General features: G+C 60.1%; 23 protein-coding genes. 12 read left to right on the top strand and 11 right to left on the bottom strand.

The annotated features are described in order from the left end of the window. Nucleotides 1-65: 65 nt before the first annotated feature. Together D3878_RS18400 and D3878_RS18405 are read left to right on the top strand one after the other, a co-directional pair. Nucleotides 66-1034 carry a Bug family tripartite tricarboxylate transporter substrate binding protein gene (locus tag D3878_RS18400; RefSeq protein WP_119786810.1) on the top strand — a complete coding sequence of 323 codons (969 nt, stop codon included), beginning with the start codon at nucleotides 66-68 and terminating at the stop codon, nucleotides 1032-1034. 79 nt (nucleotides 1035-1113) lie between these two features. Further along, nucleotides 1114-1914, top strand: a complete 801-nt coding sequence (locus D3878_RS18405) for an enoyl-CoA hydratase/isomerase family protein (RefSeq protein ID WP_119786811.1) — start codon at nucleotides 1114-1116, stop codon at nucleotides 1912-1914. 294 nt (nucleotides 1915-2208) lie between these two features. Here D3878_RS18405 and D3878_RS18410 read toward each other — a convergent pair whose 3' ends face one another. From D3878_RS18410 to D3878_RS18445, 8 genes are all read right to left on the bottom strand, one after another. Then, entirely contained in the window at nucleotides 2209-3192 is a 984-nt protein-coding gene (locus tag D3878_RS18410) for a tripartite tricarboxylate transporter substrate binding protein (protein WP_119786812.1), read from the bottom strand. A gap of 117 nt (nucleotides 3193-3309) precedes the next feature. Next, the gene (locus D3878_RS18415) at nucleotides 3310-4725 is read right to left on the bottom strand and encodes an MmgE/PrpD family protein (protein ID WP_147384036.1); all 1416 of its coding nucleotides are present in this window, start codon (nucleotides 4723-4725) and stop codon (nucleotides 3310-3312) included. 124 nt (nucleotides 4726-4849) lie between these two features. Beyond that, complete coding sequence (locus D3878_RS18420) at nucleotides 4850-5407, bottom strand: DUF2889 domain-containing protein (protein WP_119786814.1); 558 nt, start codon at nucleotides 5405-5407, stop codon at nucleotides 4850-4852. Nucleotides 5408-5421: 14 nt separating this feature from the next. Continuing rightward, nucleotides 5422-6630, bottom strand: coding sequence for a CaiB/BaiF CoA transferase family protein (locus tag D3878_RS18425; RefSeq protein WP_119787989.1), 1209 nt, complete (start codon nucleotides 6628-6630; stop codon nucleotides 5422-5424). 14 nt (nucleotides 6631-6644) lie between these two features. Beyond that, complete coding sequence (locus tag D3878_RS18430) at nucleotides 6645-7520, bottom strand: HpcH/HpaI aldolase/citrate lyase family protein (protein WP_119786815.1); 876 nt, start codon at nucleotides 7518-7520, stop codon at nucleotides 6645-6647. 1 nt (nucleotide 7521) lies between these two features. Beyond that, on the bottom strand, nucleotides 7522-8700 hold the full coding sequence (locus D3878_RS18435; RefSeq protein WP_119786816.1) for an acyl-CoA dehydrogenase family protein: 1179 nt from the start codon (nucleotides 8698-8700) through the stop codon (nucleotides 7522-7524). 116 nt (nucleotides 8701-8816) lie between these two features. Beyond that, nucleotides 8817-9608 (bottom strand): enoyl-CoA hydratase/isomerase family protein, encoded by a 792-nt coding sequence (locus tag D3878_RS18440; protein WP_119786817.1) that lies wholly within the window; start codon nucleotides 9606-9608, stop codon nucleotides 8817-8819. A gap of 22 nt (nucleotides 9609-9630) precedes the next feature. Further along, nucleotides 9631-10899: an acetyl-CoA hydrolase/transferase family protein gene (locus tag D3878_RS18445; RefSeq protein WP_119786818.1), complete on the bottom strand. Its 1269-nt coding sequence runs from the start codon at nucleotides 10897-10899 to the stop codon at nucleotides 9631-9633. 447 nt (nucleotides 10900-11346) lie between these two features. Here D3878_RS18445 and D3878_RS18450 point away from each other — a divergent pair, with 447 nt between their 5' ends. From D3878_RS18450 to D3878_RS18475, 6 genes are all read left to right on the top strand, one after another. Then, nucleotides 11347-12264 (top strand): LysR family transcriptional regulator, encoded by a 918-nt coding sequence (locus D3878_RS18450; RefSeq protein ID WP_119786819.1) that lies wholly within the window; start codon nucleotides 11347-11349, stop codon nucleotides 12262-12264. Between the two features lie 362 nt (nucleotides 12265-12626). Further along, a complete protein-coding gene (locus tag D3878_RS18455; protein WP_119786820.1) occupies nucleotides 12627-14600 on the top strand; it encodes an acetoacetate--CoA ligase in 1974 nt (657 codons plus the stop codon). 32 nt (nucleotides 14601-14632) lie between these two features. Next, a complete protein-coding gene (locus D3878_RS18460; protein ID WP_119786821.1) occupies nucleotides 14633-15379 on the top strand; it encodes a TerC family protein in 747 nt (248 codons plus the stop codon). Nucleotides 15380-15548: 169 nt separating this feature from the next. Continuing rightward, complete coding sequence (locus tag D3878_RS18465; protein WP_119786822.1) at nucleotides 15549-15887, top strand: CzcE family metal-binding protein; 339 nt, start codon at nucleotides 15549-15551, stop codon at nucleotides 15885-15887. A gap of 348 nt (nucleotides 15888-16235) precedes the next feature. Continuing rightward, nucleotides 16236-18824 carry a PAS domain S-box protein gene (locus tag D3878_RS18470; protein ID WP_119786823.1) on the top strand — a complete coding sequence of 863 codons (2589 nt, stop codon included), beginning with the start codon at nucleotides 16236-16238 and terminating at the stop codon, nucleotides 18822-18824. An 87-nt stretch (nucleotides 18825-18911) separates the two neighbouring features. Beyond that, nucleotides 18912-20831, top strand: coding sequence for a putative bifunctional diguanylate cyclase/phosphodiesterase (locus D3878_RS18475; protein WP_119786824.1), 1920 nt, complete (start codon nucleotides 18912-18914; stop codon nucleotides 20829-20831). A gap of 6 nt (nucleotides 20832-20837) precedes the next feature. Here D3878_RS18475 and D3878_RS24440 read toward each other — a convergent pair whose 3' ends face one another. Further along, nucleotides 20838-20972: a helix-turn-helix domain-containing protein gene (locus D3878_RS24440; protein WP_233556388.1), complete on the bottom strand. Its 135-nt coding sequence runs from the start codon at nucleotides 20970-20972 to the stop codon at nucleotides 20838-20840. Between D3878_RS24440 and D3878_RS18485 the strand changes: the two genes are divergently transcribed. Next, nucleotides 20962-21546, top strand: coding sequence for a cob(I)yrinic acid a,c-diamide adenosyltransferase (locus tag D3878_RS18485; RefSeq protein WP_199688315.1), 585 nt, complete (start codon nucleotides 20962-20964; stop codon nucleotides 21544-21546). The genes D3878_RS24440 and D3878_RS18485 overlap by 11 nt on opposite strands. 143 nt (nucleotides 21547-21689) lie before the next feature. On the opposite strand, the gene D3878_RS18490 is transcribed toward D3878_RS18485, so the two are convergent. Then, nucleotides 21690-22874 carry an acetyl-CoA C-acyltransferase family protein gene (locus tag D3878_RS18490; protein ID WP_119786826.1) on the bottom strand — a complete coding sequence of 395 codons (1185 nt, stop codon included), beginning with the start codon at nucleotides 22872-22874 and terminating at the stop codon, nucleotides 21690-21692. Between the two features lie 366 nt (nucleotides 22875-23240). On the opposite strand from D3878_RS18490, the gene D3878_RS18500 reads away from it, so the two are divergent. From D3878_RS18500 to D3878_RS18510, 3 genes are all read left to right on the top strand, one after another. Further along, nucleotides 23241-23567, top strand: coding sequence for an SDR family oxidoreductase (locus D3878_RS18500; RefSeq protein WP_119786828.1), 327 nt, complete (start codon nucleotides 23241-23243; stop codon nucleotides 23565-23567). A 63-nt stretch (nucleotides 23568-23630) separates the two neighbouring features. Beyond that, on the top strand, nucleotides 23631-24437 hold the full coding sequence (locus D3878_RS18505; protein WP_158592321.1) for a sugar phosphate isomerase/epimerase family protein: 807 nt from the start codon (nucleotides 23631-23633) through the stop codon (nucleotides 24435-24437). A 95-nt stretch (nucleotides 24438-24532) separates the two neighbouring features. Next, nucleotides 24533-24961, top strand: coding sequence for a universal stress protein (locus tag D3878_RS18510; protein WP_119787991.1), 429 nt, complete (start codon nucleotides 24533-24535; stop codon nucleotides 24959-24961). A gap of 15 nt (nucleotides 24962-24976) precedes the next feature. On the opposite strand, the gene D3878_RS18515 is transcribed toward D3878_RS18510, so the two are convergent. Next, entirely contained in the window at nucleotides 24977-25939 is a 963-nt protein-coding gene (locus D3878_RS18515) for an aldo/keto reductase (protein WP_119786830.1), read from the bottom strand. Between the last annotated feature and the right edge of the window lie 2 nt (nucleotides 25940-25941).

The raw sequence follows: 25941 nt of genomic DNA on the forward strand, positions 1-25941 counted from the left end.
CCTTCTCAGGCGGCGAATTGCCAAGATCATAAGCCGAATAGGCTAACTACATTCATGGAGACAATATGCAAAAATTCTTTCAGTGTCTGCTTGTCGCAGTCTTTCTCGTGACAGCAAAGCTCGGTATCGCAAAAAGCGAACCCTTTCCGACCAAGCCGATACAAGTCATCATCGCCAGCACGCCGGGCTCGGCCTCCGACGTGATCACCCGATTCCTCGGCAAGGAAGTCTCGAAGCAACTGGGCCAGCCCATCGTTGTCGTGAGCAAGCCAAGTGCATCTGGCACCATCGCCGCCGACTATTCGCGCCGGGCGCCTGCGGATGGCCACACGCTGTTCTTCGGTAGCAATACTTCGATGGCAGCGAATGTCCATCTCGTGAAAAACCTGTCGTATGACCCTCTGCGCGACTTTGAGCCGATCGCGCAGGTTTCCATCAATCCGCTGGTCCTGGTCGTCCGTTCCGATCTGCCGATCAAGTCGGTTGCCGAACTGGTCGCCTACGCGAAGGCACGGCCAGGTCAGATGAACTATGGGGTCGGCAACTCCGGCGCCCTGGTTTCTTCGAAGCTGCTGCAATCGATCACCGGCATCAGCGCGCAGGAAATTACGTTCAAAGGGGCTTCGCAGGCGATGCTGGAGCTTGTCGCCGGTCGCCTGGACTTCATGATCACCGACCCGCTGGTGGTTGATCCCTTCATCCGCCAGGGCGCGGTCCGGCCGCTGGCTGTCACGTCGTCAGTCCGGCTTCCCTCGATGAGCGAGGTGCCGACGATGGTCGAAGCTGGCGTTCCGGGTTATGACTATGCATCCTGGCTTGGCTACTATGCGCCCCGTGGCACACCCAAAGAGGTGGTCGAGAAACTCAACGCCGCATTCGTGAAGGCAGTCCAGAGCGATGAGGGGAAGGAGTTTTTCAACCGGATGGGGATGATCGCCAGGAGTTCGACTCCTCAAGCCCTGACGGAATTCAATAAAGGCCAGATTGCCTCGTGGGAGCGCTGGGTCAAGGTGTCCGGCCTGCAACCGCAATGATCAGCTGACTGCAAGGCCTGGATCGAACGCCGCGGCAATGCAATTGCCGCAATCTACACAATCAGGAGAGATTTAATTAATGGCTAATACCGTATTGCTCGATGTCGCAAACCGCGTCGCGACGCTCACACTGAACCGTCCCGCGCAGCTCAACGCGTTGTCGACCGAGATGATGGAAGATATGCTCGTCGCCGTGCGCAAGCTGCGCGATTTGAACGATGTCGATGTGGTAGTGATCACCGGTGCAGGGGAGCATTTCATGGCTGGCGGCGACCTGAAGGACTTTGCAACGCAATTCCATCTGGGACCAGAGGAACGCAGGGAGGCCTTCGGCGCGGTGATCAAGAAGTACATCAATCCATCAGTCGAGATACTGCAATCGATGCCACAGCCGGTGATCGCGAAGGTACGCGGCGCCTGTGCCGGATTCGGATTATCGCTGGCGCTGGGATGCGATCTTGCGCTGTGCTCGGACAACGCAAAGTTCACGACGGCCTACTCGGCGATCGGCCTGCCTGCGGACGGTGGCATGTCGCGCTTCCTGCCGCGTGTCGTCGGCAGCCGCAAGGCAATGGAGCTGCTTTTGCTAGGCGAGCGATTCGACGCCGCCGAAGCGCTTCGCCTGGGCATCGTCAATCGTGTCGTCGCGGCTGCGGAGCTGGATGCCGAAACGGCGGCGCTTGTCACACGCCTCCAGAACGGACCTCGGCATGTGTATGGAGAAATCAAGCGCCTGCTCGCCAGTTCGTTCGACGACAAGTTCGAGCTGCAACTGCAGAACGAGGCGGAAGCCTTCGCGCGCTGCAGCGCGACCGGTGATTTCGTCGAAGGCATCAGCGCGTTCCTCGAGAAGCGCAAGCCGGGCTTTCGCGGCGCCTAATTAACGCTAAGCCAGATCCCTCGCGGCTGACGCGCGTTAGCCGCGGGTCGCGGTAACACTCGTTACTTGAGCTAGTCCGGAGCCGCTCCGAGCAGCAACTTGCACTTCAACCGGCGTTCGACAATATCGTTTGCGGGTTCGGTATGAATCGAGGCCGGATGGGGCGTAGGCTTTTGGGCAGGCACTAAAAGCTGAATCAATGGCTTGCCCGGCATTTTCCGGTTATTACTCCACCTGAAAAATACCGGGCAAGCGGATGAATGCGCGGGTTGTGCAATGGACCGGCAAGGAGAATCACATGGCCTGGATATTGTTATCCTTGATCAGCTTAGTCCAGCGCACGAGTTCCGACTGGACCAGGCTGCCCAGGGCCGCTGGCGTGCCCGGCCGCGGCGTCGCCGCTTCGCGCGCAAGCACGTCCTTCACGTCGCTCATCGCCAGCACGGCGTTCAGCTCCGCGTTGAGACGCTTGACCACGTCCGCCGGCAGGCGCGCCGGACCGAACAGGCCAAACCAGGCTTCCAGCTGGAACCCCGGCAACCCGGCTTCGGCCACCGTCGGGAGCTCGGGCGCGAGCGGCGAGCGCTGCGCGCTGGTCACGGCCAGGCCGCGCATCTTCCCCGAGTGGATATGCTGGGTTGCCGCTGCCAGGCTGGGCAGCAGCATCTGCAGGTTGCCGCCCATCAGGTCGGTAAAGGCCAGCGAAATGCCCTTGTACGGCGCATGTATGAGTTTCACTTTCGCTTCCGCAGCCAGCAGCTCGGTTCCCATGTGATTGATGCCGCCGACTCCCGCCGTGCCATAGCTGATGCTGCCGGGTTTGGCGCGGGCCAGATCGATGAACTCGCGCAGCGTGGTCACCTTCAGGTCATTGGACACGACGACGGCAAACGGGGTCGTCGCGATCATGCCGATCGGCGCCAGGTCCTTCACCGGGTCATACGGCAGCTTCTTGCCGGCTGCCGCATTGGTGGTGATGGACGTGGAGGCGAACAGCAGGGTATAGCCATCGGGCTGCGCCTTGGTCACGTAATCCGTGCCGATCGTGCCGCCCGAACCGCCCTTGTTTTCGACGACGACGGGTTGGCCCAGCCGGGCGCTGAGCTTGTTGGCCAGCACGCGCGCCATGTTGTCGTTGCTGCCGCCGGGGGCAAAGGGCACGACGATCTTGATCGGGCGGGCGGGCCAGGCTGCCTGGGCACTGGCCTGCAGGGGCAGCAGGAGGCCGGCGGCAGCCAGCAGCAGCGCGCGGCGGATGGGGGATGGCAATGATTTCATGGTGTCTCCTTTCGGCGGGGCAAAGCGGCACTGGCCGCCGCCCGCGTTGGGTTGTAATGATCCGGAATGATAGGCTTGCCGGGCGCGTCTGGCCAGTGAGCCGGCGCGCTCCACATGCTACGCTGCAGGTTGCAGAGCCTGCGCGAGCCTGCGCACGTCGTCGAGCGACTCAAGCCCGTCCACCAGATCGCGTAGCAGCTGGTGCGTGTCCTGGCGCAACGGCAGCGCCGCGGTGCGCACGCAATCCTTTGCCTTGGCGTCGAAGTCTGCGGTCGACATGGGACGGCTCGGATGTCCAAGCGGGATGTCGACGCGCAAGCTGTGCGTGGTGCCGTTCTCCAGTTCCACTTGCATGGCTGCCGGCGAGATATTGCGGCCCCACTCGCGTTCGATATCGCTGTCCACGTATGTCTCCACCTTCTGCGCCAGGTCCAGGAGATCCTGGCGGCGCAGCGAGGGATCGGTGAAATGTTCCAGCTTGACGCAACCATCTATGAAGGCTGCCGCCACGTTGTAGGGAATGCTGAATTGCGCGTTGACGATGGTTTTCGGCGCCTTGCGGACTTCCACTGGCGTGCACACCGCTTCGTATGCCTGTCGGGTGACGCCGACCCTTACGCGTCGAATCCGGCTTGCGGGGATGTCGTTCGAGGCCCGCAACGCCAGCACAGCGTCGATGACAGTGTGGTTGAAGCGGCAGCAAGGGTAGGGCTTGTAGCTCAGCTGTACGAACTCGAAATGCTCGCCCAGCCGGTCGCGCAGCACATCGCGATCGCAGCGGTCGCGCAGGTATACCCGCAGGAAACCGTCGACCCCATCGAATGTCGACTGGGCGCCCCGCACATTGCGCTGAGCGAGCTGGACCGACATGAGCGCCGCCTTTGCGGCAAATCCCGGCTGCATGCGTTTCGTGAGCGCACTGTCGCGCGTGACCTGATGATTGCCGGCGACCTGCGAATAGGCGATGCCCAGGGCGTTCACCATCTGCGTCTCATCCAGCCCGAGCACTCGCCCTGCCGCGATGGTGGCGGCAAAGTAGCCGAACAGGGAGGTGTACATGTAACCGCTTTCGACGATGCCGATCTGGGTTGCGATGCCCAGGCGGCTGATCGTCTCCAGGCCGGCGGCAACGCCGGCAATGAAATCCGCACCGCTTGCCCCACCACGCAGTTCGGCGGCGGCCAGCGCTGCAGGCACGACAGACACGCCCGCATGCAACGTGGCTGCGTCATGGGTGTCATCGTAGTCGCGTGCATGCGCCATCGTGCCATTGACCCACGCCGCATGGTGGGCCGGAACCTTGTCGCCGAAGACCAGGATGGATGCCTGCGGCGCGCCACCCCATTCAGCTGCCAGCTCGCGCGCTTCCGCTACCGCGGGCGCGCTGGAACCGGCAGCCGCGCATGCCAGCGTGTCGAAGACATTCGCCTTGGCGGCGGCAATTACCGGATCGGCCATCCGGTCCAGCGAAAGATTGCATGCGAAGCGGGCGAGAATTGTTGCGAAGTCTTCGCCGGGAGTTTGAGCTGTCAATTTTGTCTCCAGTTATTCAGGGATTTCTGTCGATACTGCACCAGCAATGCGCTGGATTCGTCTATGTGAATTGCAGTTTGGGTAACGGGCGTGCGCAAGATCCTTGGCGTGGCTGCATGCATGGTCAATTTCCATCGATACCCATGTAGTAAGCCGGCCAACGCTCGCGCACAAGCTCACGATCGCTTGCATAGGCAAAGCAGCTGTCGATCTTGCGCGGCTTTCCTGAAGGATCCACCGCATCAGGTTGGGAATTTCTTACCGTCCAAAGCGTCTGAAAGGCAACTGTGGCAAGGGGCTTGAGCAACTCGGTGAGATGCGTGCAACCCTTGTGCCCCGCAAGTCGCTCGTTGATGGCCTTTGACCACCCAGCGCCGATGCACAAACCTTTCAGGCATTGCAAAGTGCTTGTCGCTTCCCGGCAGATGCCGTGCGGCGAAGCGTCCGTGGAAGCCATGGCATCCCTGACGTTGAGATCTTCGTCGACGACAAGACGAACAGACATGTCGTGAATCGATTTGCCGGGTGAAACGACACGCCCGGCTCCCACGGTTATTTCTTCCGTCTTCGTGTCTACCAGCCGCGCTTCCACGTCGTACAATCCATCCACGCGTCGAAAGCCGCGCAACTGAATGTGGCGAAAGTGGAGTTCCTCGCGCGGCACGGAAACTGGCAGTGGCATGTGATGTTCCTCCCTTACGAGATGACGCCTTCTGCCTTGAGCGCCTTCAGCTCGTCGTTCGAACAGCCGAGCCACTCGCCGAACACGGCTTCGTTGGCGGACCCCAGCGGCAGGCTGGGTTCGATCTCCCGGCGTTGCGTTCCCTCGAAGACCAGCGGCGAATGAGGCAGAACCACGCGTCCGAGATCTGGATGGTTGACCCATTGCAGGCTGCCGCGCGCATGCATGTTCTCGTCATGCATCACTTCCGACAGGTTGCGCACCGGCGCGCAAGGCACCTTCTCAGCGAGCATGCGCTGCGCCACGTCATTCCTGCCGAGAGTCAGTGTCCAGCCTTCGATGAGCTCGTCCACTGCGGCGAAATTTTCGACGCGCGAAGAGCGCGTCAGGAAGCGTGGATCTTCCTTGAGGTCGGACCGGCCCATCACATCAAGGATGGAACGGAAATGATGGTCGCCGGGTGCGTTAAGCACCACGTATCCGTCCTTGGTCCGATAGACGTTGTAAGGCGAGATGCCGAGGCCGCCGTGACGGTTGCCGGTACGCGCAGGCGCTGCGTCGCCGCGCGCATGCAGCATGCCGAGGTTGGACGCCAGCGAAGCATAGGTGGCATCCTGCATGGAGACTTCCACGACGCGGCCCTTGTCGGTATGCTCGCGCTCGTAAAGGGCTGTCATGATGGCGGCATAGAGATGAATGCCGGCCATGAAATCGCAGAGGGCCGCGCCCGACTTGACCGGCGGCTGCTCCGGGAATCCGGTGGAATCGATGACGCCGCACATCGCCTGCATGACCAGGTCCATGGCCGGGTAGTCGCGATAAGGACCGTCCTTGCCGTAACCCGAGCTCGAGCCATAGACCAGGCGCGGATTGATCTTGTGCAGCTCCGCAGCCCCAATGCCGAGTCGATTCATGACGCCGGGCGCGAAGTTCTCGACAAGGATGTCGGCGCGCTTCACCATTTTCTTGAACAGCTCGCGGCCCTTTTCCGATTTGAGGTTCAGGGTGACCGGCTTCTTGTTCGAATTGAGCATCGCGAACGGCAGCGCGGCGCCGCCCATGTCGCCACGGCTACGCAAATGCTCGCCCTGGAACGGTTCGACCTTGATCACGGTGGCGCCGGCCATGGCCATCAGAAAAGTGGCGTAGGGACCGTTGTAGACGTGCGAAAGGTCGATGACAGTAATGCCGGAAAGCGGGTAATGATTCTTTTCTGTGGACATTTTATCTCCCATATTTATGAATGAACAGGAATGTTCGCTCTTGCAAGTACACGCTGTGCGGCGCGGTAGTGCGGACGGTCGAGCATTTTTCCTTCGATGGCGATGGCGCCCCGGCCAGGAGCCTCGTCGAAAGCCGCGATGACTTGTTTCGCCCATGCCACGTCTTCAGCCGATGGGGTGAACGCCTCATTGATCGGTCCTACCTGGGCCGGATGAATCGCCGCCTTCGCGGAAAATCCGTCACGCAGTGCTTCGGCGGCCTCGGCCTTCAGGCCTTCGGCGTCGCGGAAGTTGGTGTAGACAGCATCGACGGCGAGCACCTGCGCCGCGCTCGCGCCAAACAGGGTCAGCGAGCGCGCGAGTTCGTACGGCGCGGTATAGCGGCCTTGCGCCCCGCGGTTCGCTACCGTCCCGACGTCTGCCGCAAGATCCTCGCCGCCCCACATCATTCCGCAAAGCCTCGATCCCGCTGCGGTTGAGTAGCTGCCCATGTCGAACAGTGCGGCGGCGCTTTCAGTCACGATTGGCAGGATACGCAGTGAACCTGCGGCAACGCCATCGCGCGCCTCGAGCGCCGAAACATAGGCATCCACGAGCGCGACATCACGGCCGCTCATGCATTTCGGCAGCATGATCCCGCAGGGCTGCGCGCGCACCACTGCTGCCAGGTCGTCCAGCAGCAGGCCCGTCGAGAGCGCATTCACACGCACGAAGAGCGGAAGGCGCTCGCGGTGCTCCTTGACGAACTCGGCGCACATGCCGCGCGCTCGTGCCTTGTCCGCCTCGGGAACTGCATCTTCCATGTCGATGATCAGCGCGTCCGCGCCGCTATCTAGCCCCTTCGCGAGCTTGCGCTCGTCATGGGCCGGTATGAAGAGCAGCGAGCGCATCTCAGAACGTCCCCATCGAGTGGAAACCTTCCACGGGGTCGAAATCCTTTACCAGCTTCTTGCCGACCAGGTCCTTGAGTGCTTCCACCGCGCCACCACCCAGCGTGCCGTAGCGCACCCCGCGGTAGATGCGCGAGATCGGGTAGTCATCGGTGAAGCCATAGCCACCATGCACCTGCAGCGCCTCGCTGCTGACGCGAATCGCCATCTCGTTGACGTACATCTTGGCTACGGCAGCTTGCTGCGGATTGGGGAAGGGGTCGGCCGACAGCGCCGCCTGGTACAGCAGGGCGCGGCCTGCTTCGATGTCGCGGTACATTTCCGCCAGCTTCCACTGGATGCCCTGGAAGTCGGCGATGGGGTTGCCGCGGATTGTGCGTTGGCGCACGTAGTTAATGGCCTCTTCAAAAGCGGCCTCGGCCATCCCTAAGGAGACGCTGGGGTTCAGGCAGCGCTGGGTGTTGAACGCGGAAAGCAGCTTCTTGAATGCGCCCTCGCGCAGAATCACGTTTTCCAGCGGTACTTCGACGTTGTTGAACTGGATCTCGCCAAGGAATTCGCCACCCATGGTGTGGTAGCGGGCTGTCACTTCGAAGCCCGGAGTGTTGCGGTTCACCAGCACGCAGCCAATACCGTCACGACCAGGCGCGCCATTGATGCGGGTGAATACCACGAACCATTCCGCATCGTCTACCTTACTAATCAAGGTCTTGACACCATTGACTACAGCACAGTTTTCTTTGATGACAGTGTTGGTCTTGTAGTTCGGCACGTCGGTGCCAGCGTGCGGCTCGGTCATGCCAATGGCCAAGTTCACCTCGCCCGTGCACACCTTGGGCAATATCTCTCGCTTCAGGCTTTCAGGGGCGTATTTGCTGATGACGCGAGTCTGAGTTCCCACCGAACTCATCACACCCATCGCAGTGGTGTAGCAATGTTTGGCGATCTCTTCGATCACCAGTACCGTGTCAAACAACGGCAAACTGGAGCCGCCATACTCTTCTGGCACCGACATGCCCAGCACGCCGATCTTGGCTAGTTCGCGCAGGTTTTCCGCTGGAAAGGTACCGTCTAGGAACTTGATTGAATTGGTGCGCCAATTCTTGTCTCGTGCAAGATTCTGAACGGTTCCGATCAGGGCACGCTGCTCTTCAGTGAGTTGCAGTCTTTGATTGCTCATGTTGTCTTCCTTTGTTGTGATAATTACGCCCTCTGGGCGGTTGTTGGTAACTCAGATCCAGCGGGCCTTAAGTGCTGATTCTTTACGCTGATTCGGATGCGGATAAAGTTGGGAATTCACTCCACGACGCCCGTAAACTTCGGCGGGCGCCGTTCTTCAAATGCGGCGAGTCCTTCCGCATAGTCGCTGGACCCGAGAATGGCCGGCAGCTCAGCGCGCTCCATGCGCAGGCCATCGGCAAGCGGCATCTCGATGCCTTGGTAAACCAGGCGCTTGATGGCCGCCATGGCCGGTGCCGAGCGGCTGGCCAGCAGCTTGGCGAAAGCATGTGCGCGCGCGTCCAGTTCTTCGGGCGCGACCACCTCGTTCACGAGTCCGATTTTTTCGGCATATTCGCTGGTGACAGGTTCGCCACTGAGCATCATCTGCAGCGCCCGGCTGCGCCCGACGACGCGCGGCAGGCGCTGCGAACCGCCGGCGCCGGGGAATGCGCCGACGCGACTTTCCGTCAGGCCCAGGCTGATACCGGCCGCGGCGATCCGCAAATCGCAGGCGAGCGCCATTTCAAGCCCGCCGCCCATCGCAAGGCCGTTCAGCACGGCGACGGTGACGAACTTGGCGCCGGCGATCGCGTTGATGGCATCGTTGATGCCTGCGTTGTGCGCCATTTTTTCGTCGAGGTTCATCTCCTTGCGCTCTTTCAGGTCGGCGCCTGCGCAAAAGGCGCGGCCGCTGCCGCGCAGCAGCAGCATGCGTGCCCGTTTCGCAGTTGCATCGGCTACGGCCTGCTGCAACGCAGCGACAGTGGCAACGCCCAGTGCATTCATGCGTTCGGGGCGGTTCAGCCGGATTTCAAATACGTTGTCACCCAGCGATTCGAGAAATACGTCTTTGTTGAATGAAGTCATTGGTAACTCGCAATATTCAGGTTCAGGAAAGAGCGCTGCGGGATTCGTGCAAGGCACGAGACAGCGACTCGCGATGGGCCGGATGGGCGATTTCAATCAAGCGGCGGGCACGCTCCTGCAATGGGCACCCGCGCAGATGCGCTGCTCCATACTCCGTGATGATGACGTCGACCTCGCTGCGCGCCGTCGTCACCGGCCGGGTTCCAAGCGAAGCGACGATCCGCGAGTGCTTGCCATCTGGCGTCGCCGACGGAAAGGCAATGATCGAACGGCCGCCTGGCGAGGCCACGCCTGCACGGACAAAGTCCACTTGGCCGCCGACGGCGCCGAGATAGCGCCCCCCGGCCACTTCCGCATTGACCTGCCCTGACAGGTCGATTTCGATGGCCGAATTGATCGTATGGAATTGCGAGATCCGGGACGTCACTGCAAGGTTGTGCGTGTACTCCACGCTGCGCATATCGATCAGTCCGGTGCGCGCCGCGAAGTCGCGCAGGCGTTGCGTTCCGAACAAGCCGCCAGTCACAGTTCGCCCTGCATCGAGCCCCTTGTGCGCATTGGTGACCACGCCTCGTTCTATCAGGCTGATGAGTACGTCGGATACGACGCCGCTATGCACGCCGAGCTCCTGGTGGCCGGAGAGCGCCTGAGCTACTGCCACAGGGAGCGTGCCAACGCCGAGTTGCACCGTCGCGCGATCGGGGATGAGCGCCGCGACCTGCCGCGCGACCTCGTGCTCCACCCACGAAGGTTCCGGATCCGGCATATCGATGATGCGGACATCGCTCTCCACCAGGACATCGATGTCCGTGCTCCGCACGCAGGCATCGCCCGCGGTGGCAGGTAGCGCCGGATTAACAAGCGCAATGACGACGCGCGCCTGTTGTATCAGCGCCTGCGTAAAATCGGCGATGACACCGAGAGTGAAAATCCCGTCGGACAAAGGCTTGACCTGGATAAGTGCAACGTCGACATGCAGGTGACCTTCGCGCAGCAGGGCAGGGATCGCACTGACATGGGAGGGAACGATGTCAGCCAAGGCGGTTACGCGGCGGCTCGTTCCCGCGCCGTTCAGCGCGCGAAACCTGAAGTGCTCAGCCAGTTCGGGACGCAGCGTGTCGGATTGGGTCAGGCCGAATAACAAAGCCGGAGCGTTCATCTCCGCGCGCTGCGCCACCAGCGCTTCCGTCAGTGCGAGCGGCTCGCCCGGACCTTGCGGCCAGCCGATGACGTCATGCGGACGCACGAATTCGGCAAGGCGTAGTTGGGATAGTGGGATTGTCTTATGCATGGGCTTGCTCACTTGGCAAGAATGCTGTCGTTGTTGCCCTCAGGGGCGAACGGCACTATGAAATTGACCGGCTTGCAGGACCACATCGCTTGCTCGCTGATATACAATGTCGGCAGTGCGACAGCGCCAGCGGGGAGCACAGCTCTGCGAGGAAGAGTTTTTGAGCAATTCACAGCGTCTCCTGGCGAAATGTTGCTTTGAATAATTAAAGGTACGTGTTGCGCTCGGCAGAGCCGAGGCTGTGGCAGCGAGATGTTCGATCCGACTGCCTACCTGTGCAGTCTATGAGGCAGGTCGATGTCGGGTCCATGGGGATTTTCGAGACCCGACATGCTTGTTTTCCGAACGATCCAATCCGTTCGAGCAGAAACGCCAAAATAAGCCCATATGAGGCCAGGCCAGCGAGTACAACAGACGGTATCGAATCCATAGAGCCAGGAGACCACCGTGCAAATTGACCTCGTCCAGCTACGTACTTTCGTTGCAGTCGCGGAGGAACAGCATCTCACCCGAGCCGCCGAGCGGCTTTATATCAGCCTGTCCGCCGCCAGTGCACATGTGCGCGCAGTCGAGGAACGTCTGGACACGAAGCTCTTTTTGCGTACGAACCGCAGCCTCGAACTCACGCGTGCCGGCCAGCTTCTGCTTGCCAAAGCCAAAGTCCTGCTCAATGAAGCTGCGCTCTTCACTTCGTTTGCGCGGGAGGTCCATGGCAAGATGGAAGGGCACCTTGCCATCGGTTCAAGCAGCGATCCGACTTCCAGCCGGATCGGAGCGGTGGTCCGCGCGCTGCGCGACAAGCACCCGCTGGTCAGTGTGGACTTGCGGGCACGGCCATCTTCCGGCACGCGCCAGGGGCTGAAAACCGGCGAACTTGACGTCGGCATGATCCTGGGTCACCCCGTTGACGCCGGCTTCACCTACTATGAGCTCACCAATGTGGTGTTCAGGGTTGCAGGCCCTGCTGCCTGGAAAGAGCAGATCGAAAGCGCGACCTGGTCGGAGCTGGCAAAGTTGCCCTGGCTCACTCCTGCCGATTACAACATGGCGTATTCGGTGATGCTGCGCCAGCTCTTCGATGAGCGCGGCCTGGAGCTCAATATCGTCGGGCGCTTCGACAATGCGGCCCTCGGGCGTTCGATGCTGGAAGCCGGTGTAGGGGTGATGCTGATGCGGGAAGAGCATGTCTGCAAAGGAATCGAACAGGGAATTTTGGCCGTCTCTCCCATTGCTCGCGTAAATTTCCCGGTCTTGATGGCCCACGCTGCAGGTCGCGGCAACGACCCGCTGATCCGCGCATTCGTCGACGCTGCGGCCGACGTGTGGCCCGGCCTGAGTGCAATTCCATCGCTCGCGGAGATTTAACGCCAACTGGCCGGCACATCAGCGGCCAGGCCGAGCCTTGAGCCGGCTCCCCTCCCGAGTCCCTGAATGCCAGGCGCCATGTCGCCTGGCTGACTCCTGCACGCATATGTGGCGCCGATCCCGCGATCGTTCGCAATTCAAGCACACCGCTTCCCGAAAAAAGCCATAGACCGGTCAAGGGCCTGTTTCCTAAACTGCGCCTGTACACAGTCGAATCAACATATCGCTGGCGTGCAGCCTCAACGGATCATGATCAGTAGCTGGAGACAGCGTTGAGGGCCCATGCCTGTTTTCTGAATGAATGCAACAGGTAGCGCGCGTCGCTGGTGCCGCTGCCATCACAAATTTATAAGAAGGCGAGAATGTTCTTGAAAGATGCTCCTGCCTGGACCCCGTCTGCCCCGCAGGCTGCGCAGTCCAACATGAATGCGTTTCGCAAAGCGGCCGAGCGGCGTTGGCGAGTCGCGTTGCCCGACTACGATGCGCTGCACGCCTGGTCGGTCAATGAGCCGGAAAAATTCTGGGCCAGCGTATGGGACGATGCCGGGATCATCGGCACCATGGGCGAAAGGATCTTGATCGAGAAGTATCGGATGCCTGGCGCCCGATGGTTTCCCGGGGCTCAGCTGAATTTTGCGGAAAATCTCCTGCGCCGTGCCGACGATTCCGATGCACTGGTGTTCTGGGGCGAGGATCGGGTGAAGGCCAGGCTTTCCCGTGCCGAGTTGCGCGCCACGGTAGCAAGGTTTGCCGCAGGACTCAGAAGGCGCGGTGTCGTGAAAGGCGACCGCATCGCCGCGTACATGCCGAACATGCCGCAAACAGTCGTCGCGATGCTTGCGGCCACCAGCATCGGCGCGGTATTCACGTCCGTATCCCCGGATTTCGGCGTGCAGAGCGTGCTTGATCGATTCGGGCAGACCGAACCAAAATTTCTCATAGCCTGCGACGGGTATTTTTACGGCGGCAAGCGTGTCGATTGCCTCGGCAAGGTCGCCGCTGTTGCTGATGCCCTGTCGTCGATCGAACATGTCGTGATCGTGCCGTATGCTGGCGAGTCGCCTTCGCTCGGGACGGTTCGGGGCGCGCAGTGGTTCGACGATTTCATCGCGGAGTCCGCCGCGGAAGTCGACCTCGCGTTCGAGGCGCTGCCCTTCGATCATCCGCTCTACATCATGTATTCGTCGGGCACCACTGGCGTGCCGAAGTGCATCGTGCACGGAGCAGGGGGCGCATTGCTCCAGCAGCTCAAGGAGCATCGCCTGCATTGCGACGTGCGGCCGGGCGATCGCGTGTTCTACTTCACGACTTGCGGATGGATGATGTGGAACTGGCTGGTTTCCGGCTTGGCCGCCGGAGCGACACTGTTGCTGTATGACGGATCGCCATTTGCCGCAGACAACCGGATTCTTTTCGACTATGCCGATGCCGAGGGAATGACGCATTTCGGCACGTCGCCGAAGTTCCTTGATACGGCAGCGAAGCTGGGCCTCAAACCGCGCGAGACGCATGGGCTGGAGGCGCTGCGGGTTGTCCTGAGCACTGGGAGTCCGCTGGTGCCGGAAGGATTCGATTACGTGTATCGGGATATCAAGCGCGACGTGCAATTGTCATCCATCTCGGGTGGCACCGACATCATTTCATGCTTCGCGTTGGGCGCCCCGATCCTGCCCGTTTGGCACGGCGAACTGCAGTGCCGGGGCCTCGGGATGGCGGTTGACGTCTGGAATGATGACGGCAAACCTGTGCGAGGAAAAAAGGGTGAACTGGTGTGCACCAGGCCGTTCCCTTCGATGCCGCTGGGCTTCTGGGACGATCGCGACGGCAGCAAGTACCGTGCGGCCTACTTCGAGCGCTTCCGGAATGCATGGAGCCAGGGCGATTTCTGCGAAATCACGGAGCACGGCGGGCTGATCATCCATGGACGTTCCGACGCGACCTTGAATCCCGGGGGAGTGCGCATCGGCACGGCAGAGATCTACCGTCAGGTCGAAAAGCTGTCCGAAATTCAGGAGGCGGTAGTGATCGGCCAGGATTGGCCGCCGGCGGCACCCAAGGATGTGCGTGTGGTGCTGTTCGTCAAGCTGCGGGAAGGAAAAGTGCTTGACGACAGCCTGATCGCGAAGATCCGCAAGACGATCCGCGAGAACACGACGCCACGCCATGTCCCGGCCCGTGTGTTGTCAGTGGAGGATATCCCGCGGACTCGCACCGGCAAAATCGTGGAGCTGGCGGTGCGCAACGCCGTGCATGGCCGTGCGGTCAAGAATATCGAGGCGCTTGCCAATCCCGAGTCGTTGGCGTTCTTTTGTTGTCGCCCCGAGCTGCGGACTTGATGAATTTTTTATAGTGTTTGATGGAGTAATCGATGCCAGAGTTTATGTTGCAGTCCACTTTCTGGGTTTCAGTGTTGCAGATCATTGCAATCGATATCCTGTTGGGCGGGGACAATGCCGTAGTGATCGCCCTGGCATGCCGAAAGCTGCCTGTTCATCAGCGCAACAAGGGTATCGCGTGGGGTGTCTTCGGCGCCATCGGCTTGCGTGTGGTGCTGATCTTCTTTGCGCTGCAATTGCTGGCGTTGCCGTTCCTGAAAGTGGTCGGCGCCATCCTCCTGGTGTGGATCGGCATCAAACTGCTTCAGCACGAAGAGGATGATGGTCATGCCAATGTCCATGGCAGCACGTCGCTGGTGGGCGCCATCAAAACGATTGTCGTGGCCGATGCGGTCATGAGCGTGGACAACGTCATTGCGGTGGCAGGCGCAGCCAAGGGCGATCTCAATCTGGTGATCTTTGGCATTGTCATCAGCATTCCGATCATCGTCTGGGGCAGCAAGCTCGTGCTGCGCCTGATGGATCGCTTCCCGGCGGTCATCACGCTTGGCGCAGGTTTGTTGGGATGGATCGCAGGGGATATGATCGTGTCGGACGTGGTGCTCAAGCCTTACCTGGCCGGCATGCCATCCTGGCTTCATTACCTGAGCGCTGCGTTGGGCGCACTGCTTGTAATCGTGGCTGGCAGCTGGCTTGCAGGTCGAAAAAAGGAGGAAACATCGACGCTGGTCGACCTGACGGAAGTGGCGGTGGCCGGCAAGACTCCGAAGGGCAAGTGAGTTGCGCCACCTCGCCTGGCGAGAAGCGGATGATCCTGAAGCAGGCCTTAAACCGAGGCGGGTAAGCAAGCAATCGCGAGGCGAACACTGCGAAGCGAGAACTTCGCCTTGCAATGCTTGTCTTCTACGTGGGAAGATTGTCATTCAATCACCACTAGAGGGCCTTGCCATGAAAAAAACCAAAATTTGCGCTACTGCACTTGGGCTTGCCGTATTGACTTCGGCGATGACTGTGCAAGCTGGAACCCGGCGTCTTGACCTGCTCGGGGAGCGCGCACCCGAGGCAGCGGCGCAACGCACCGTCGTTATTACGCCGGCTACCCGGCACGTAAGGGTAGAGGGTGGAGAAATTGTGAAATTTGTTGTTGGCGACCGGGCATTCACATGGCAGTTCAATGGCCCTCCAACGACGGAAGTAGTCAAGTTGAATCGCATTGTTCCGCCAGGCGTGCTGGATCAAAAGGTGACGGCCTACGTCGATCCTGACCCGCGGTACCTGCCTAACTGAAGACCGCGGGACATTCTGCGCGCCGTACTTGCTGCCTATGGCGGGAACGGCGTCGAGCAGCAGTTATATCATCCGGTGCCGGTTGGCTCCGGGGGGCGGTTTTCTGCGAGTGACGCAATCATCCTGTGATGCGCCATGCGAGAAGTGTATTCACTTCTGCCGGCAACCCTTTCTAGGGGATGCCGTTTGCACACAATGTGGATTTTTTTATTGTAATTAACTTAAACCCGTAGGGGATTGCAGAAAAAGAAACATATTTGCACGATATTTGCTTGGCAAAGTCGCAATCTCCGTTAAATCAATTTTCCAACCAGTCCACTGAAATGCTGCCGCAACGAGCAGCGAATAATGCATATTGTGTCTAATGTTTCCTTGAAGAAATCCTTAAGCCTGCTCGCACGACTGAAGTGGGATTATCTGAGTACCCTTAAGGGCCGTCTACTTGTCTTGACGCTCGGCTTGTCCCTTACCCTTCTTTGGGGGCTGGTGTTCTTTACAACTGCTGTCCAGCAGCAGAAATTCAGTGAAGTGCTGTTTGACCAGCAGTTCGCTACGGCACGCCGTCTTGCAGCCGATCTGGATGACAAACTGGAGGCGCGCATCAGCCTGCTCACCGCTACTGCCAGAGGCATCCCTGATCATGTCGCGCCGCCAATCATTGAGGCGCATCTGGCGCACGCCACTGCCCTGCATCGTATCCTTCCTGATGGCGTCGCCTTGATTGGCATGGATGGCAGGGTCATTGCCGATTATCCGGTCGTGACGTGGCCTCCGGGTCGTTACGTGGGAAATCGCGATTATTTCAAAACGGTGGTGGAAACAGGCCAACCGTACATCAGCAAGCCGCGAATCAGCAGGATATTGCAACGCCCGGTACTGGTGTTCTCCGTGCCTGTCCTTGACCGTGCCGGCAAGATACGTGCCGTGTTAGCGGGCATCACCGATCTCACCGCCCCCAATTTTCTGGGTGCCTATTTTGACAAGGAAATCGAGAGTAAACAGCAATTTCACATCGTTTCGCCGCACGACAATCTCATCCTGGCGGCCACGGACTCTTCACGCATCATGACTCCTCCGCCGGCGCACGGCGTCAACCCCTTGTATGACCGTTTTGTGGACGGCTTCAAGGGCTCGGGCATCGTCAAGTCTTCCAGCGGCAGCATGGTGCTGTCTTCCGCCAGCTACGTGCCCAGGACAAATTGGCTGGCGATCGCATCTATGCCGGCCGACGTTGCTTTCAAACCGGTGACCATCATGCGCCATTACCTGATCGGCATGGCCGCCATCATGACCCTGGCAGCAGCGTGGCTCGCCCGCTGGATCACGCGCCGCATGCTGGTTCCCCTCAATGAAGCAGGAAAAGCGATGCAGCGCATGACGCAAGGCGACGCCCCGCTTGTGCCGTTGCCCGTGAACGGCAAAGACGAAGTCGGCGGCATCATCAACAATTTCAATACCCTGGTCGAAGACCGCCATCGCAACGAAGCCGCGCTGGCTCGTAGCGAGCAGCGTTTCCGCGCGCTTTTCGAGAATGCACCGGATGCGATTTACGTGTGCAACCGTGGTTGCTTTGCCTATGCGAACGCAGCCACGTTGGACCTGTTTGGCGCCCATTCGCAGGATCAGTTGCTGGGCCACCCCATTCTTGGCCGGGTCCATCCTGATTTGCATGGGGTTGCCGAAACCAGCCTTCAGTCGGTTATCGAGGCCAAGGAATCCGTTGCGCTAATGGAAGTGAAGTTGCAGAGAATGGATGGCTCGGTGGTGTATGCACGTATTTCCGCCATTCCGTTTCACTACGAGAATGAGCCTGCCGCACTCGTTTTTGCCCGGGACATTACCCAGCGCATACATGCTGAAAAAGCGCTGCGGGAAAGCGAAGAACGCTTTCGGCGCCTGGTCGCGCTCTCGTCGGAATGGTACTGGGAGCATGACAAGGACCTCGTGGTGACCACCGTTGCAGGCTGGAAGGCAATCAAAGGCGGCAAGATCCCGGAATACTTCATTGGACAGAATCCCTGGGAAATGAGACGCCTCGGAAGTGACGCGGCATCCTGGAAGAAGCATCGCACCAGCGTGGAAGCCCGCCTCCCATTTACGGATTTTGAGTACACGAGGCAACTGTCCGACGGCAGCATCGTGTGGTACGGTATTAGCGGCGAGCCCATGTTCGATGAAGACGGTACTTATAAAGGCTACCGCGGCACGGGAAAAGACATCACCGAGCGCAAGCTGGCCGAAGAAGCGCTGCGCCAGTCGCGCGCCCGCATCCGCGAGCTGGCTGCACACCAGGAAACCATCAAGGAACAAGAGCGCAAACGGATTGCCCGCGATTTGCATGATGAACTGGGGCAGACGCTGCTGGCCATCAAGCTTGATGCGGCAACTTTTGTCGAACGCACTGCCGTTGCACAGCCCGCCTTGCACTCTACGGCACGTCTCATGCTCAATCACATCGATCTGGCCATGAAAAGTGTGAAGGCAGTGATCAATGACTTGCGGCCTTTCGTGCTGGACCTGGGGCTAGTGGCCGCCATGGAGTGGCAAGTGAATGAATTCCAGCGCCGAAGCGGCATTGAATGCGTTCTGGACGTGGACGACGAGGATGTCGATTGCCAGCTGGACGAAGTCCGTTCGACGGCACTGTTTCGCGTCCTGCAAGAATCATTGACCAACATTGTGCGGCACGCCAAGGCAAGCCATGTGCATATCACGATATGCGCAGAAGCCGGCCAGCTGGTCATGACGATTGCCGATGACGGCATTGGCATCGCCCTGAACCAGCGCCGCAAAAAACGGACCTTTGGACTGGTTGGCATCGAGGAGCGCATCAAGGCGATCGGCGGCACGTTTGCCGTGGACAGCGCTCCCGGCAAAGGCGCAACGCTCACCTTTGCCATTCCGCTCCCGGTGTCGACCGAGGAGGCAACGTGCTGATGGCATCCTGACGAGCGGCGCGCATTGCCCTGAATGAACCCGCATGCCGGCCTATAATGAATTGTTATACGTGCTGGAGCGGACTCCATGAATCACTTTGCCGATGAGTCAACATATGAACAGGTCGGCCCTCCGTTAGAGACCGATCAGGCTCGGAAATTGGCGCGCATTCATCGTGCCTTCAGAACTTTGAGTGCCGGCAATCATACTTTATTGCATGCTTCAGACGAGCAGGCATTGCTGCAGGACATGTGCAGGGTCATTGTGGAAAGTGGCGGATATCAACGCGCTGTCGTTGGTTATGCAGAATACGATCAAGAAAAGACGATCCGCTGGGTGGGCGCCGTCGGTACGGACATGACGTTTCTCGAGACCCTGCATTTTACCTGGTCGGAGACGGAATCTGGCCGCACCGTGACTGGTACGGCAATCCGCACTGGCGAACCCTGTGTGGGACAACATATCCTTACCGACCCAGCCTATGCCGGCCCAGCCTATGACCGTGTGCGCGAGGATGCAATCAAGACAGGCTTCGCTGCAGTCACCGCTTTCCCCCTGCGCATCGATGGCAAGGTGATTGGCGCCTTGGGTATGGCTGCGGCTGAGCCCGATGCCTTCGATGAGGAAGAAGTCCAGTTGCTCAGCGAGTTGGCCGATGATCTGGCTTACGGCATTGCCAACCTGCGGATCCGCGAAAAACATCGCGAGGCCGAAGCGACCATCGCGCGCCTTGCTTACTATGATGCGCTGACTGGGCTGCCGAATCGCACGTTCCTGCTGGAGCGCCTGGAAGAAGCAATGCAAGAGGCGAAACAGCATCACCGTGCGCTGGCATTGCTGCACTTCTACGTTGGGCGCTTTCATGAAATCAACAAAGTCCTGGGCTATCGCTCGGGGGATCAATTGCTGCAGGAGCTCGGCCGGCGCCTTGAGCTGGCTGTCAAGGAAAATGAAACGCTGGCGCACGTAGGGGAGGCAGAGTTCGCCTTGCTGTTGCCTGCGGCGAGTGCCGAGCATGCGATCCAGATGGCGCAACGGCTTGCCAGCATTCTGCATGACCCGGTGGAAGTGTCCGGTCTGATGGTGGATGCCAGCGTGAACATCGGTATCGCACTTTTTCCTGGCCATGCCACAACTCCGGAAGCATTATTGCGCAGGGCGAATGCCGCGATGCACGATGCCAGGCCGGCGCGCGGCGGCTATGCCATGTACACCGGCGGCCAGGAAGAACAACATACCAGGCGGCTTGCGCTCATGGGGGACTTGCGGCATGCCATCGAGCACAACCAATTGCTCCTGTATTGCCAGCCCAAGGTGGATATCGCTTCGCGGCGCGTGTGCGGCGCGGAAGCATTGGTGCGTTGGGAACATCCAGTGCATGGCATGATTTTGCCCAGTGAATTCATCCCGCTCGCGGAACAAGCCGGCTTGATCACGCCGCTCACCGACTGGGTGCTGGAATCCGCATTCAGTCAAAGCTACGCCTGGCATGAGGCCGGGCTGGACTGGCCGCTGGCGGTTAATCTTTCTGCGCACGATCTGCGCGATCCCGATCTGGTCGAGCGGATCCGGGGTTTGTTTTCTACCTGGGGCATCCGGCCGGAACTGATGCAGTTCGAGCTGACCGAAAGCGCTTTAATGGAGGACCCGGCCAGCGCCCTGGAGACGCTCACCGAGTTGAAGCAGCTGGGCACGCGGTTGTACATCGACGACTTTGGCACGGGCTACTCCAGCCTGAGCTATTTGCAGAAATTGCCGGTGGATTACATCAAGATTGACCAAGCATTCGTCATGCCAATGACAGTATCCAATGATTCGGCAGTGATCGTACATTCCACCATCGAACTGGGCCACAATCTGGACATGAAAATCGTGGCGGAAGGGGTGGAGAGCCAGGCGCACTGGGATGGTTTGGCGGCGCTTGGATGCGATGTGGCACAAGGCTATCATATCAGCAAGCCGATGCCGGCAGAGCAATTCAGGAGTTGGGAAGCCAGCTGGGCCTGACTGGCTCTAGCCAGGCATCGACAGCCGCTTCAGGGCGTCCAGGTTGCACAGCGAAATGCTGCCGTAGTGACGCTCGATCAATCCATTCCGTTCCCAATCCCTGAGCACCTTGTTGATGCTTTGCCGGCTTGTGCCAAGCATCTGGCTGAGGTTTTCCTGCGACACGCCGAGCGTGTGGCGCGATGACGGCACCACCGGACTGGGCGACGGTTCGCGTACCGAGAAGGATAGCCTGCGCGTCGCCGCCATGGGCGAGGTCGATCATTTGAATGCATTCGTCGGATCGATCCTTTGCCATGCGGAGGTGCCGGCGCACATTCGGCCCCTTCTTGAGGACGTTCAGCATGAACTGTTCGATCTTGGCGCCGAACTGTGCATTCCCGGCAGCACACGCATTTCGGAGGAGCATGTCGTGCGCCTGGAGAACCAGCTGGATGCCATCAACGAACATCTCGGCCGCCTCCAGGACTTTATCCTGCCCGGGGGCACTGTCGCTGCAGCGCAGGCACACCTTGCACGCACGGCATGCCGTAACGCCGAGCGCGCCTTGCTTGCACTTTCCCGGCAGGATGCGACGGTCAACGCGCCCCTGCGTCGTTATCTGAACCGGCTCTCCGACTTTCTGTTCGTCGTTGCGCGCGAACTCAATCGCAGCGCCGGCACCTCCGACGTGCTCTGGATTCAGCGGAAAGCCCAGACGTCCGGCAACGCGTAGAAATGTGCTGCTGGCGCCAGACTGCGCCAGATGAAAAAAATCCTGGAGTCGCCGTATGGGCAGGTCCAGGATTTTTCGTATCAAGGCGTGGCGCCTGAGTACGCTTTCAAGCGCTGACCGAAATGATCAGCGTTGGCTGTGGTTCAAATGCGTTCAAAGATGGCGGCAATGCCCTGGCCGCCGCCGATGCACATCGTGACCAATGCATAGCGTCCGCCGGTGCGATGCAGTTCATACACGGCCTTGGTGACGATCAGGGCGCCGGTGGCGCCGACCGGGTGGCCCAGCGAAATGCCCGAGCCGTTGGGATTGACCTTGGCCGGATCGAAGTCCAAAGTCTGTGACACTGCGCAGGCTTGTGCGGCGAACGCTTCATTCGCTTCGATGACATCGAGGTCCTGGATGCGCAGGCCGGTCTTTTTCAACACCAGCTGCGTTGCCGGGATTGGTCCGATACCCATGTAGAGCGGTTCCACGCCAGCATGGGCGTAGCCTACCAGGCGCGCCAGCGGCCTGAGCCCCAGCGCCGCTGCGCGGCCGGCTTCGGCCAGCACGACGGCGGCGCCGCCGTCATTGAGGCCGGACGCATTGCCGGCGGTAACCGTTCCGTCTTTCTTGAATACCGGCTTCATCTTCGCCAGCTGTTCCGCCGTGACGTCGCCGCGCACGTGCTCGTCGGTGTCGAACAGCACGGTACCCTTGCGCGTTTCGATGGCGACTGCCGCGATCTGTTCCTTGAAGTAACCGGCAGCGACGGCTTTCGCGGCGCGGCGCTGGCTTTCCAGTGCCAGCTCATCCTGCATCTGGCGGCTGATGTTGTAGCGTTCCGCGACATTTTCAGCAGTCACGCCCATGTGGATTTTTTGCCAGGGGTCGTGCAGGATGCCGGACATGTAGTCCACCACTGCCGTGTCGCCCATGCGTGCGCCCCAGCGGGCGGCAGGCAGCAGGAAAGCGCCGCGGCTCATCGATTCGGCGCCACCGCCGATGGCGATGTCGGTATCGCCCAGCATGATCGCTTGCGCCGCCGAGACGATCGCCTGCAAGCCAGAGCCGCACAGCCGGTTGACATTGAATGCCGGCGTTTCCTGCGGAATGCCTGCATCCATCGCCGCCACCCGGCTCAGGTACGCGTCGCGCGGTTCAGTTGGAACCACGTTACCCATCACCACATGCCCCACCGCATCCGCTGGCACGCCCGAACGTTCCAGCGCCGCTTTCACCGCTGTTGTCGCCAGCGTCGACAGCGGTACGTCTTTATACGCACCGCCAAAGGAGCCGATAGCGGTTCTTGCCGCACCTACGACCAGGACTTCACGTGGATTCATTTTGTTCGCCTTTTGTTGAATGTTGCATAAACAAGCTTGAGTTTTACGACGCCAATGCTTCAAATTAAGATGGGTGAGATTGCGCACAGTCTGAGTATAGAAAATCGCGACTGCAGGCACCATGACATATCCGGCCAAGATAAATGGATCAATTTGCCACCTCGTCATGCCTTACCTGGCTTGATGAATTTATTCGGCATCCAGGCCGCCGCTGCATTGACTTTAGCGGCATACACTTCCGCGTCCCAGAATCGTGACATGCCGATAAATTGGCAGGGACAACAGTTCTATTGTAATATCAAAAAGATGCAGGATGAACTGTTTTGAAATTGATGAATCTCCCGGCAATTGACACAGGAATTACATATGACAGGACGTTTGCAAGGCAAGGTGGCGATCGTGACAGGTGGTGCTTCCGGTATCGGCGCAGCCTGCTGCCGGCGCTTTTCGGAGGAAGGTGCCCAGGTGGTGTTGACGGAAATCCAGGAGAATCTGGGGCAACGGGTCGCCGCCGAGGTCGGCGGCTGGTTTGTGCGTCAGGATGTGACCCAGGAGATGACCAATTGCGTCGTGTTCCTGGCCAGCGATGAGTCCAGATTTGTGACGGGCAGCGAACTGCTCGCCGATGGTGGTTGGCTGGCCGAGGGAGGCATCCGAAACCTGCCAAAGACCGGTGGCGGACAGGCTGCATAGCCTGTTGATGAGATTGAAAGGCAGGCTATGTCACGTTCTCTGGCATTGCATCAAACAACAGTGATGCAATGTTCTCCCCTGGAGTTGGTTGCGATTGCTGCGGAGGTCCGTTGCGACGGCGTCTGCGTGTTCGTTCAGGTGCCGGCTAAGCCTGGCGCTGGCCGTCCCGCCTTCCCCGTGGTGACGCAAGCCATGCTGCCCGCCATGCGGGCTCGCTTGCGCGACACGGGCATCAAGGTCACGAACCTGGAGTATTTCCCCTTGACGCCGGACGTTGCGCTGCAAGAGTACAGGGCGGCGCTGGAACTGGGTGCCGCACTGGGTGCGCAACGCGCCGTCACGCATCTGCACGATACCGACGGACGGCGTGGCATCGACAGCCTGGCGCGTTTTGCTGATCTGGCGGCAGAATATGGGCTGGCGGTGGGGCTGGAATTCGTCGGTCTTTCAGCCGGCTGCCCCAGCCTCGCCAGAGCCCTGCAACTGGTTAGATACGTGGGGCGCGACAACCTGGCTGTGGGCGTCGACCCGCTGCACCTGCAGCGCACCGGCGGTGCGCCAGTCGACCTGGCCGGCGTGGATCCGCGACTGTTAAGCTATGCACAATTGTGCGATGGCCCGGTCTTGGCCGATCCCGGCCAGGCCCTGGAGACGGCGCGCTATGTGGCCGAGGTCTTCGATCGGCTGTCGCCGGGCGAGGGTGTGTTTCCGTTGCGGGAGCTGGTGCAAGTCTTGCCGCCAGACTTGCCATTCGATGTTGAAGTGCCTGCCCTGCGTTTGAGCGAGTCGGGTATCTCGCCCGTCGAACATGCGCGACGCGCTGTCATGGGCGCGCGACAGGTGCTGGCAACTGCAGGATTGGGAATCTGAACGCAGCGGCGCTGCTACGGACATTTAAGGTGGGTGGCTTCATCTCCGGCGGCCCCGAAGCCGGAGTTTTCAACATAAACCAAACGGAGATCAAGATGCAAAAAGTACTGCTTCCATTCGATGGCTCGGAGTCCGCCAGGCGGGCGCTTCAATACCTGGTGACGGCCGCACGGTCCTACCCTGGACTTGAAGTGCATGTGCTGAACGTACAACCCACCATCATTTTGCACGTTGACTATTTGTCCATGGACATGCTTAAAAAACTCGATGATGGCGCCCTGCGGCATGGCGCTGAAATCAACGCGGAGGCAATCAAGACATTGACCGCAGCCAACGTCCGCTGCTTCGCGCATGAGACCATCGGCGAGGTAATCGGCGAGGTGGGCAAGGCCGTGAAAGACTTGGAGTGCGATACTGTGGTCATGGGCACGCGGGGAATGAGCAATCTCTCCAACCTCATGCTTGGCTCGGTCGCGTCCCGCGTCGTGCATGAGGTCCTGGTTCCGGTTCTGCTCGTTAAGTAAGCCCGCCGAGCATGGCTAGCGCCGCGCCGGCGCGCTGGCCGTGTCCAGCAGCACGAGCTGCTCTGCGCTCAACTGCAATCGCATCGCGCGCATCAGTTCGTCGATCTGGGCTGGCGTGGTGGCGCTGGCGATCGGCGCGGTGATTCCGGGCTGCGCCATCAACCAGGCCAGCGCGACCTGTGCCTGACTCGCGCCTGTCTGCGTAGTCACGGTATCGAGTGCTGCCAGCACACCGAGCCCGAAGGGATTGATGTATTTTGCGACCTCTGCACCACGCTGTCGCTCGGACAGGTCTTTCTCGCTGCGGTGCTTGCCAGTCAGGAAGCCGCTTGCCAGCGCATAAAACGGCACAACGCCGATGTTGTTTTCGATGCAAACCTGTTGCAGCGGACCTTCGAACGTATCGCGCGACAACAGGTTGTAGCGCGGCTGCAGCACTTCGTAATGGGCCAGGCCCATGGCACGGCTGATGCTGCGCGCCTCGAGCAGCCGCTCGGCACTGTAATGCGAGGCGCCCACAGCGCGTACCTTGCCGGCCCGGACCAGATCATCGAACGCTTGCAGCGTTTCATCGAGCGCTACCTCCACATCGTCCAGGTGGGCGAAATAGAGATCGACGTAGTCGGTACGCAATCGCTGCAGCGAAGCATCGATCGCCTTGAATATGCTACGACGCGACAAGCCGGCCACATCGCCTGTGCCGCGTCCGACCTTGGTGGCGATCAGGATTTTGTCGCGGCAGCCACGGCTCGCCTGCCATTCGCCGATCATGTTTTCGGACTCGCCACCGACCAGCCCGGGTATCCAGTTGCTGTACATGTCGGCGGTGTCGATCAGCTTTCCGCCGCCTGCCACGAAGGCGTCGAGGACGGCGAAGCTGCTGTCGCGGTCGGCGGTCCAGCCGAACACGTTACCACCAAGCATAAGCGGTGTAGTCGAAAGCCCGGTGCGCCCAAGCGGGCGTTCTGCGATGTTCATAT

It is taken from the genome of Noviherbaspirillum sedimenti, assembly GCF_003590835.1.
GTDB classification, from domain to species: domain Bacteria; phylum Pseudomonadota; class Gammaproteobacteria; order Burkholderiales; family Burkholderiaceae_D; genus Paucimonas; species Paucimonas sedimenti.

Bases quoted from the DNA above. Each gene is read 5' to 3' on its own strand.
- D3878_RS18400 (WP_119786810.1), top strand. From the start codon at position 66: ATGCAAAAATTCTTTCAGTGTCTGCTTGTCGCAGTCTTTCTCGTGACA.
- D3878_RS18405 (WP_119786811.1), top strand. From the start codon at position 1,114: ATGGCTAATACCGTATTGCTCGATGTCGCAAACCGCGTCGCGACGCTC.
- D3878_RS18410 (WP_119786812.1), bottom strand. From the start codon at position 3,192: ATGAAATCATTGCCATCCCCCATCCGCCGCGCGCTGCTGCTGGCTGCC.
- D3878_RS18420 (WP_119786814.1), bottom strand. From the start codon at position 5,407: ATGCCACTGCCAGTTTCCGTGCCGCGCGAGGAACTCCACTTTCGCCAC.
- D3878_RS18425 (WP_119787989.1), bottom strand. From the start codon at position 6,630: ATGTCCACAGAAAAGAATCATTACCCGCTTTCCGGCATTACTGTCATC.
- D3878_RS18430 (WP_119786815.1), bottom strand. From the start codon at position 7,520: ATGCGCTCGCTGCTCTTCATACCGGCCCATGACGAGCGCAAGCTCGCG.
- D3878_RS18435 (WP_119786816.1), bottom strand. From the start codon at position 8,700: ATGAGCAATCAAAGACTGCAACTCACTGAAGAGCAGCGTGCCCTGATC.
- D3878_RS18440 (WP_119786817.1), bottom strand. From the start codon at position 9,608: ATGACTTCATTCAACAAAGACGTATTTCTCGAATCGCTGGGTGACAAC.
- D3878_RS18445 (WP_119786818.1), bottom strand. From the start codon at position 10,899: ATGCATAAGACAATCCCACTATCCCAACTACGCCTTGCCGAATTCGTG.
- D3878_RS18455 (WP_119786820.1), top strand. From the start codon at position 12,627: ATGTTCTTGAAAGATGCTCCTGCCTGGACCCCGTCTGCCCCGCAGGCT.
- D3878_RS18460 (WP_119786821.1), top strand. From the start codon at position 14,633: ATGCCAGAGTTTATGTTGCAGTCCACTTTCTGGGTTTCAGTGTTGCAG.
- D3878_RS18465 (WP_119786822.1), top strand. From the start codon at position 15,549: ATGAAAAAAACCAAAATTTGCGCTACTGCACTTGGGCTTGCCGTATTG.
- D3878_RS18470 (WP_119786823.1), top strand. From the start codon at position 16,236: ATGCATATTGTGTCTAATGTTTCCTTGAAGAAATCCTTAAGCCTGCTC.
- D3878_RS18475 (WP_119786824.1), top strand. From the start codon at position 18,912: ATGAATCACTTTGCCGATGAGTCAACATATGAACAGGTCGGCCCTCCG.
- D3878_RS24440 (WP_233556388.1), bottom strand. From the start codon at position 20,972: ATGCTTGGCACAAGCCGGCAAAGCATCAACAAGGTGCTCAGGGATTGG.
- D3878_RS18490 (WP_119786826.1), bottom strand. From the start codon at position 22,874: ATGAATCCACGTGAAGTCCTGGTCGTAGGTGCGGCAAGAACCGCTATC.
- D3878_RS18500 (WP_119786828.1), top strand. From the start codon at position 23,241: ATGACAGGACGTTTGCAAGGCAAGGTGGCGATCGTGACAGGTGGTGCT.
- D3878_RS18505 (WP_158592321.1), top strand. From the start codon at position 23,631: ATGCAATGTTCTCCCCTGGAGTTGGTTGCGATTGCTGCGGAGGTCCGT.
- D3878_RS18510 (WP_119787991.1), top strand. From the start codon at position 24,533: ATGCAAAAAGTACTGCTTCCATTCGATGGCTCGGAGTCCGCCAGGCGG.
- D3878_RS18515 (WP_119786830.1), bottom strand. From the start codon at position 25,939: ATGAACATCGCAGAACGCCCGCTTGGGCGCACCGGGCTTTCGACTACA.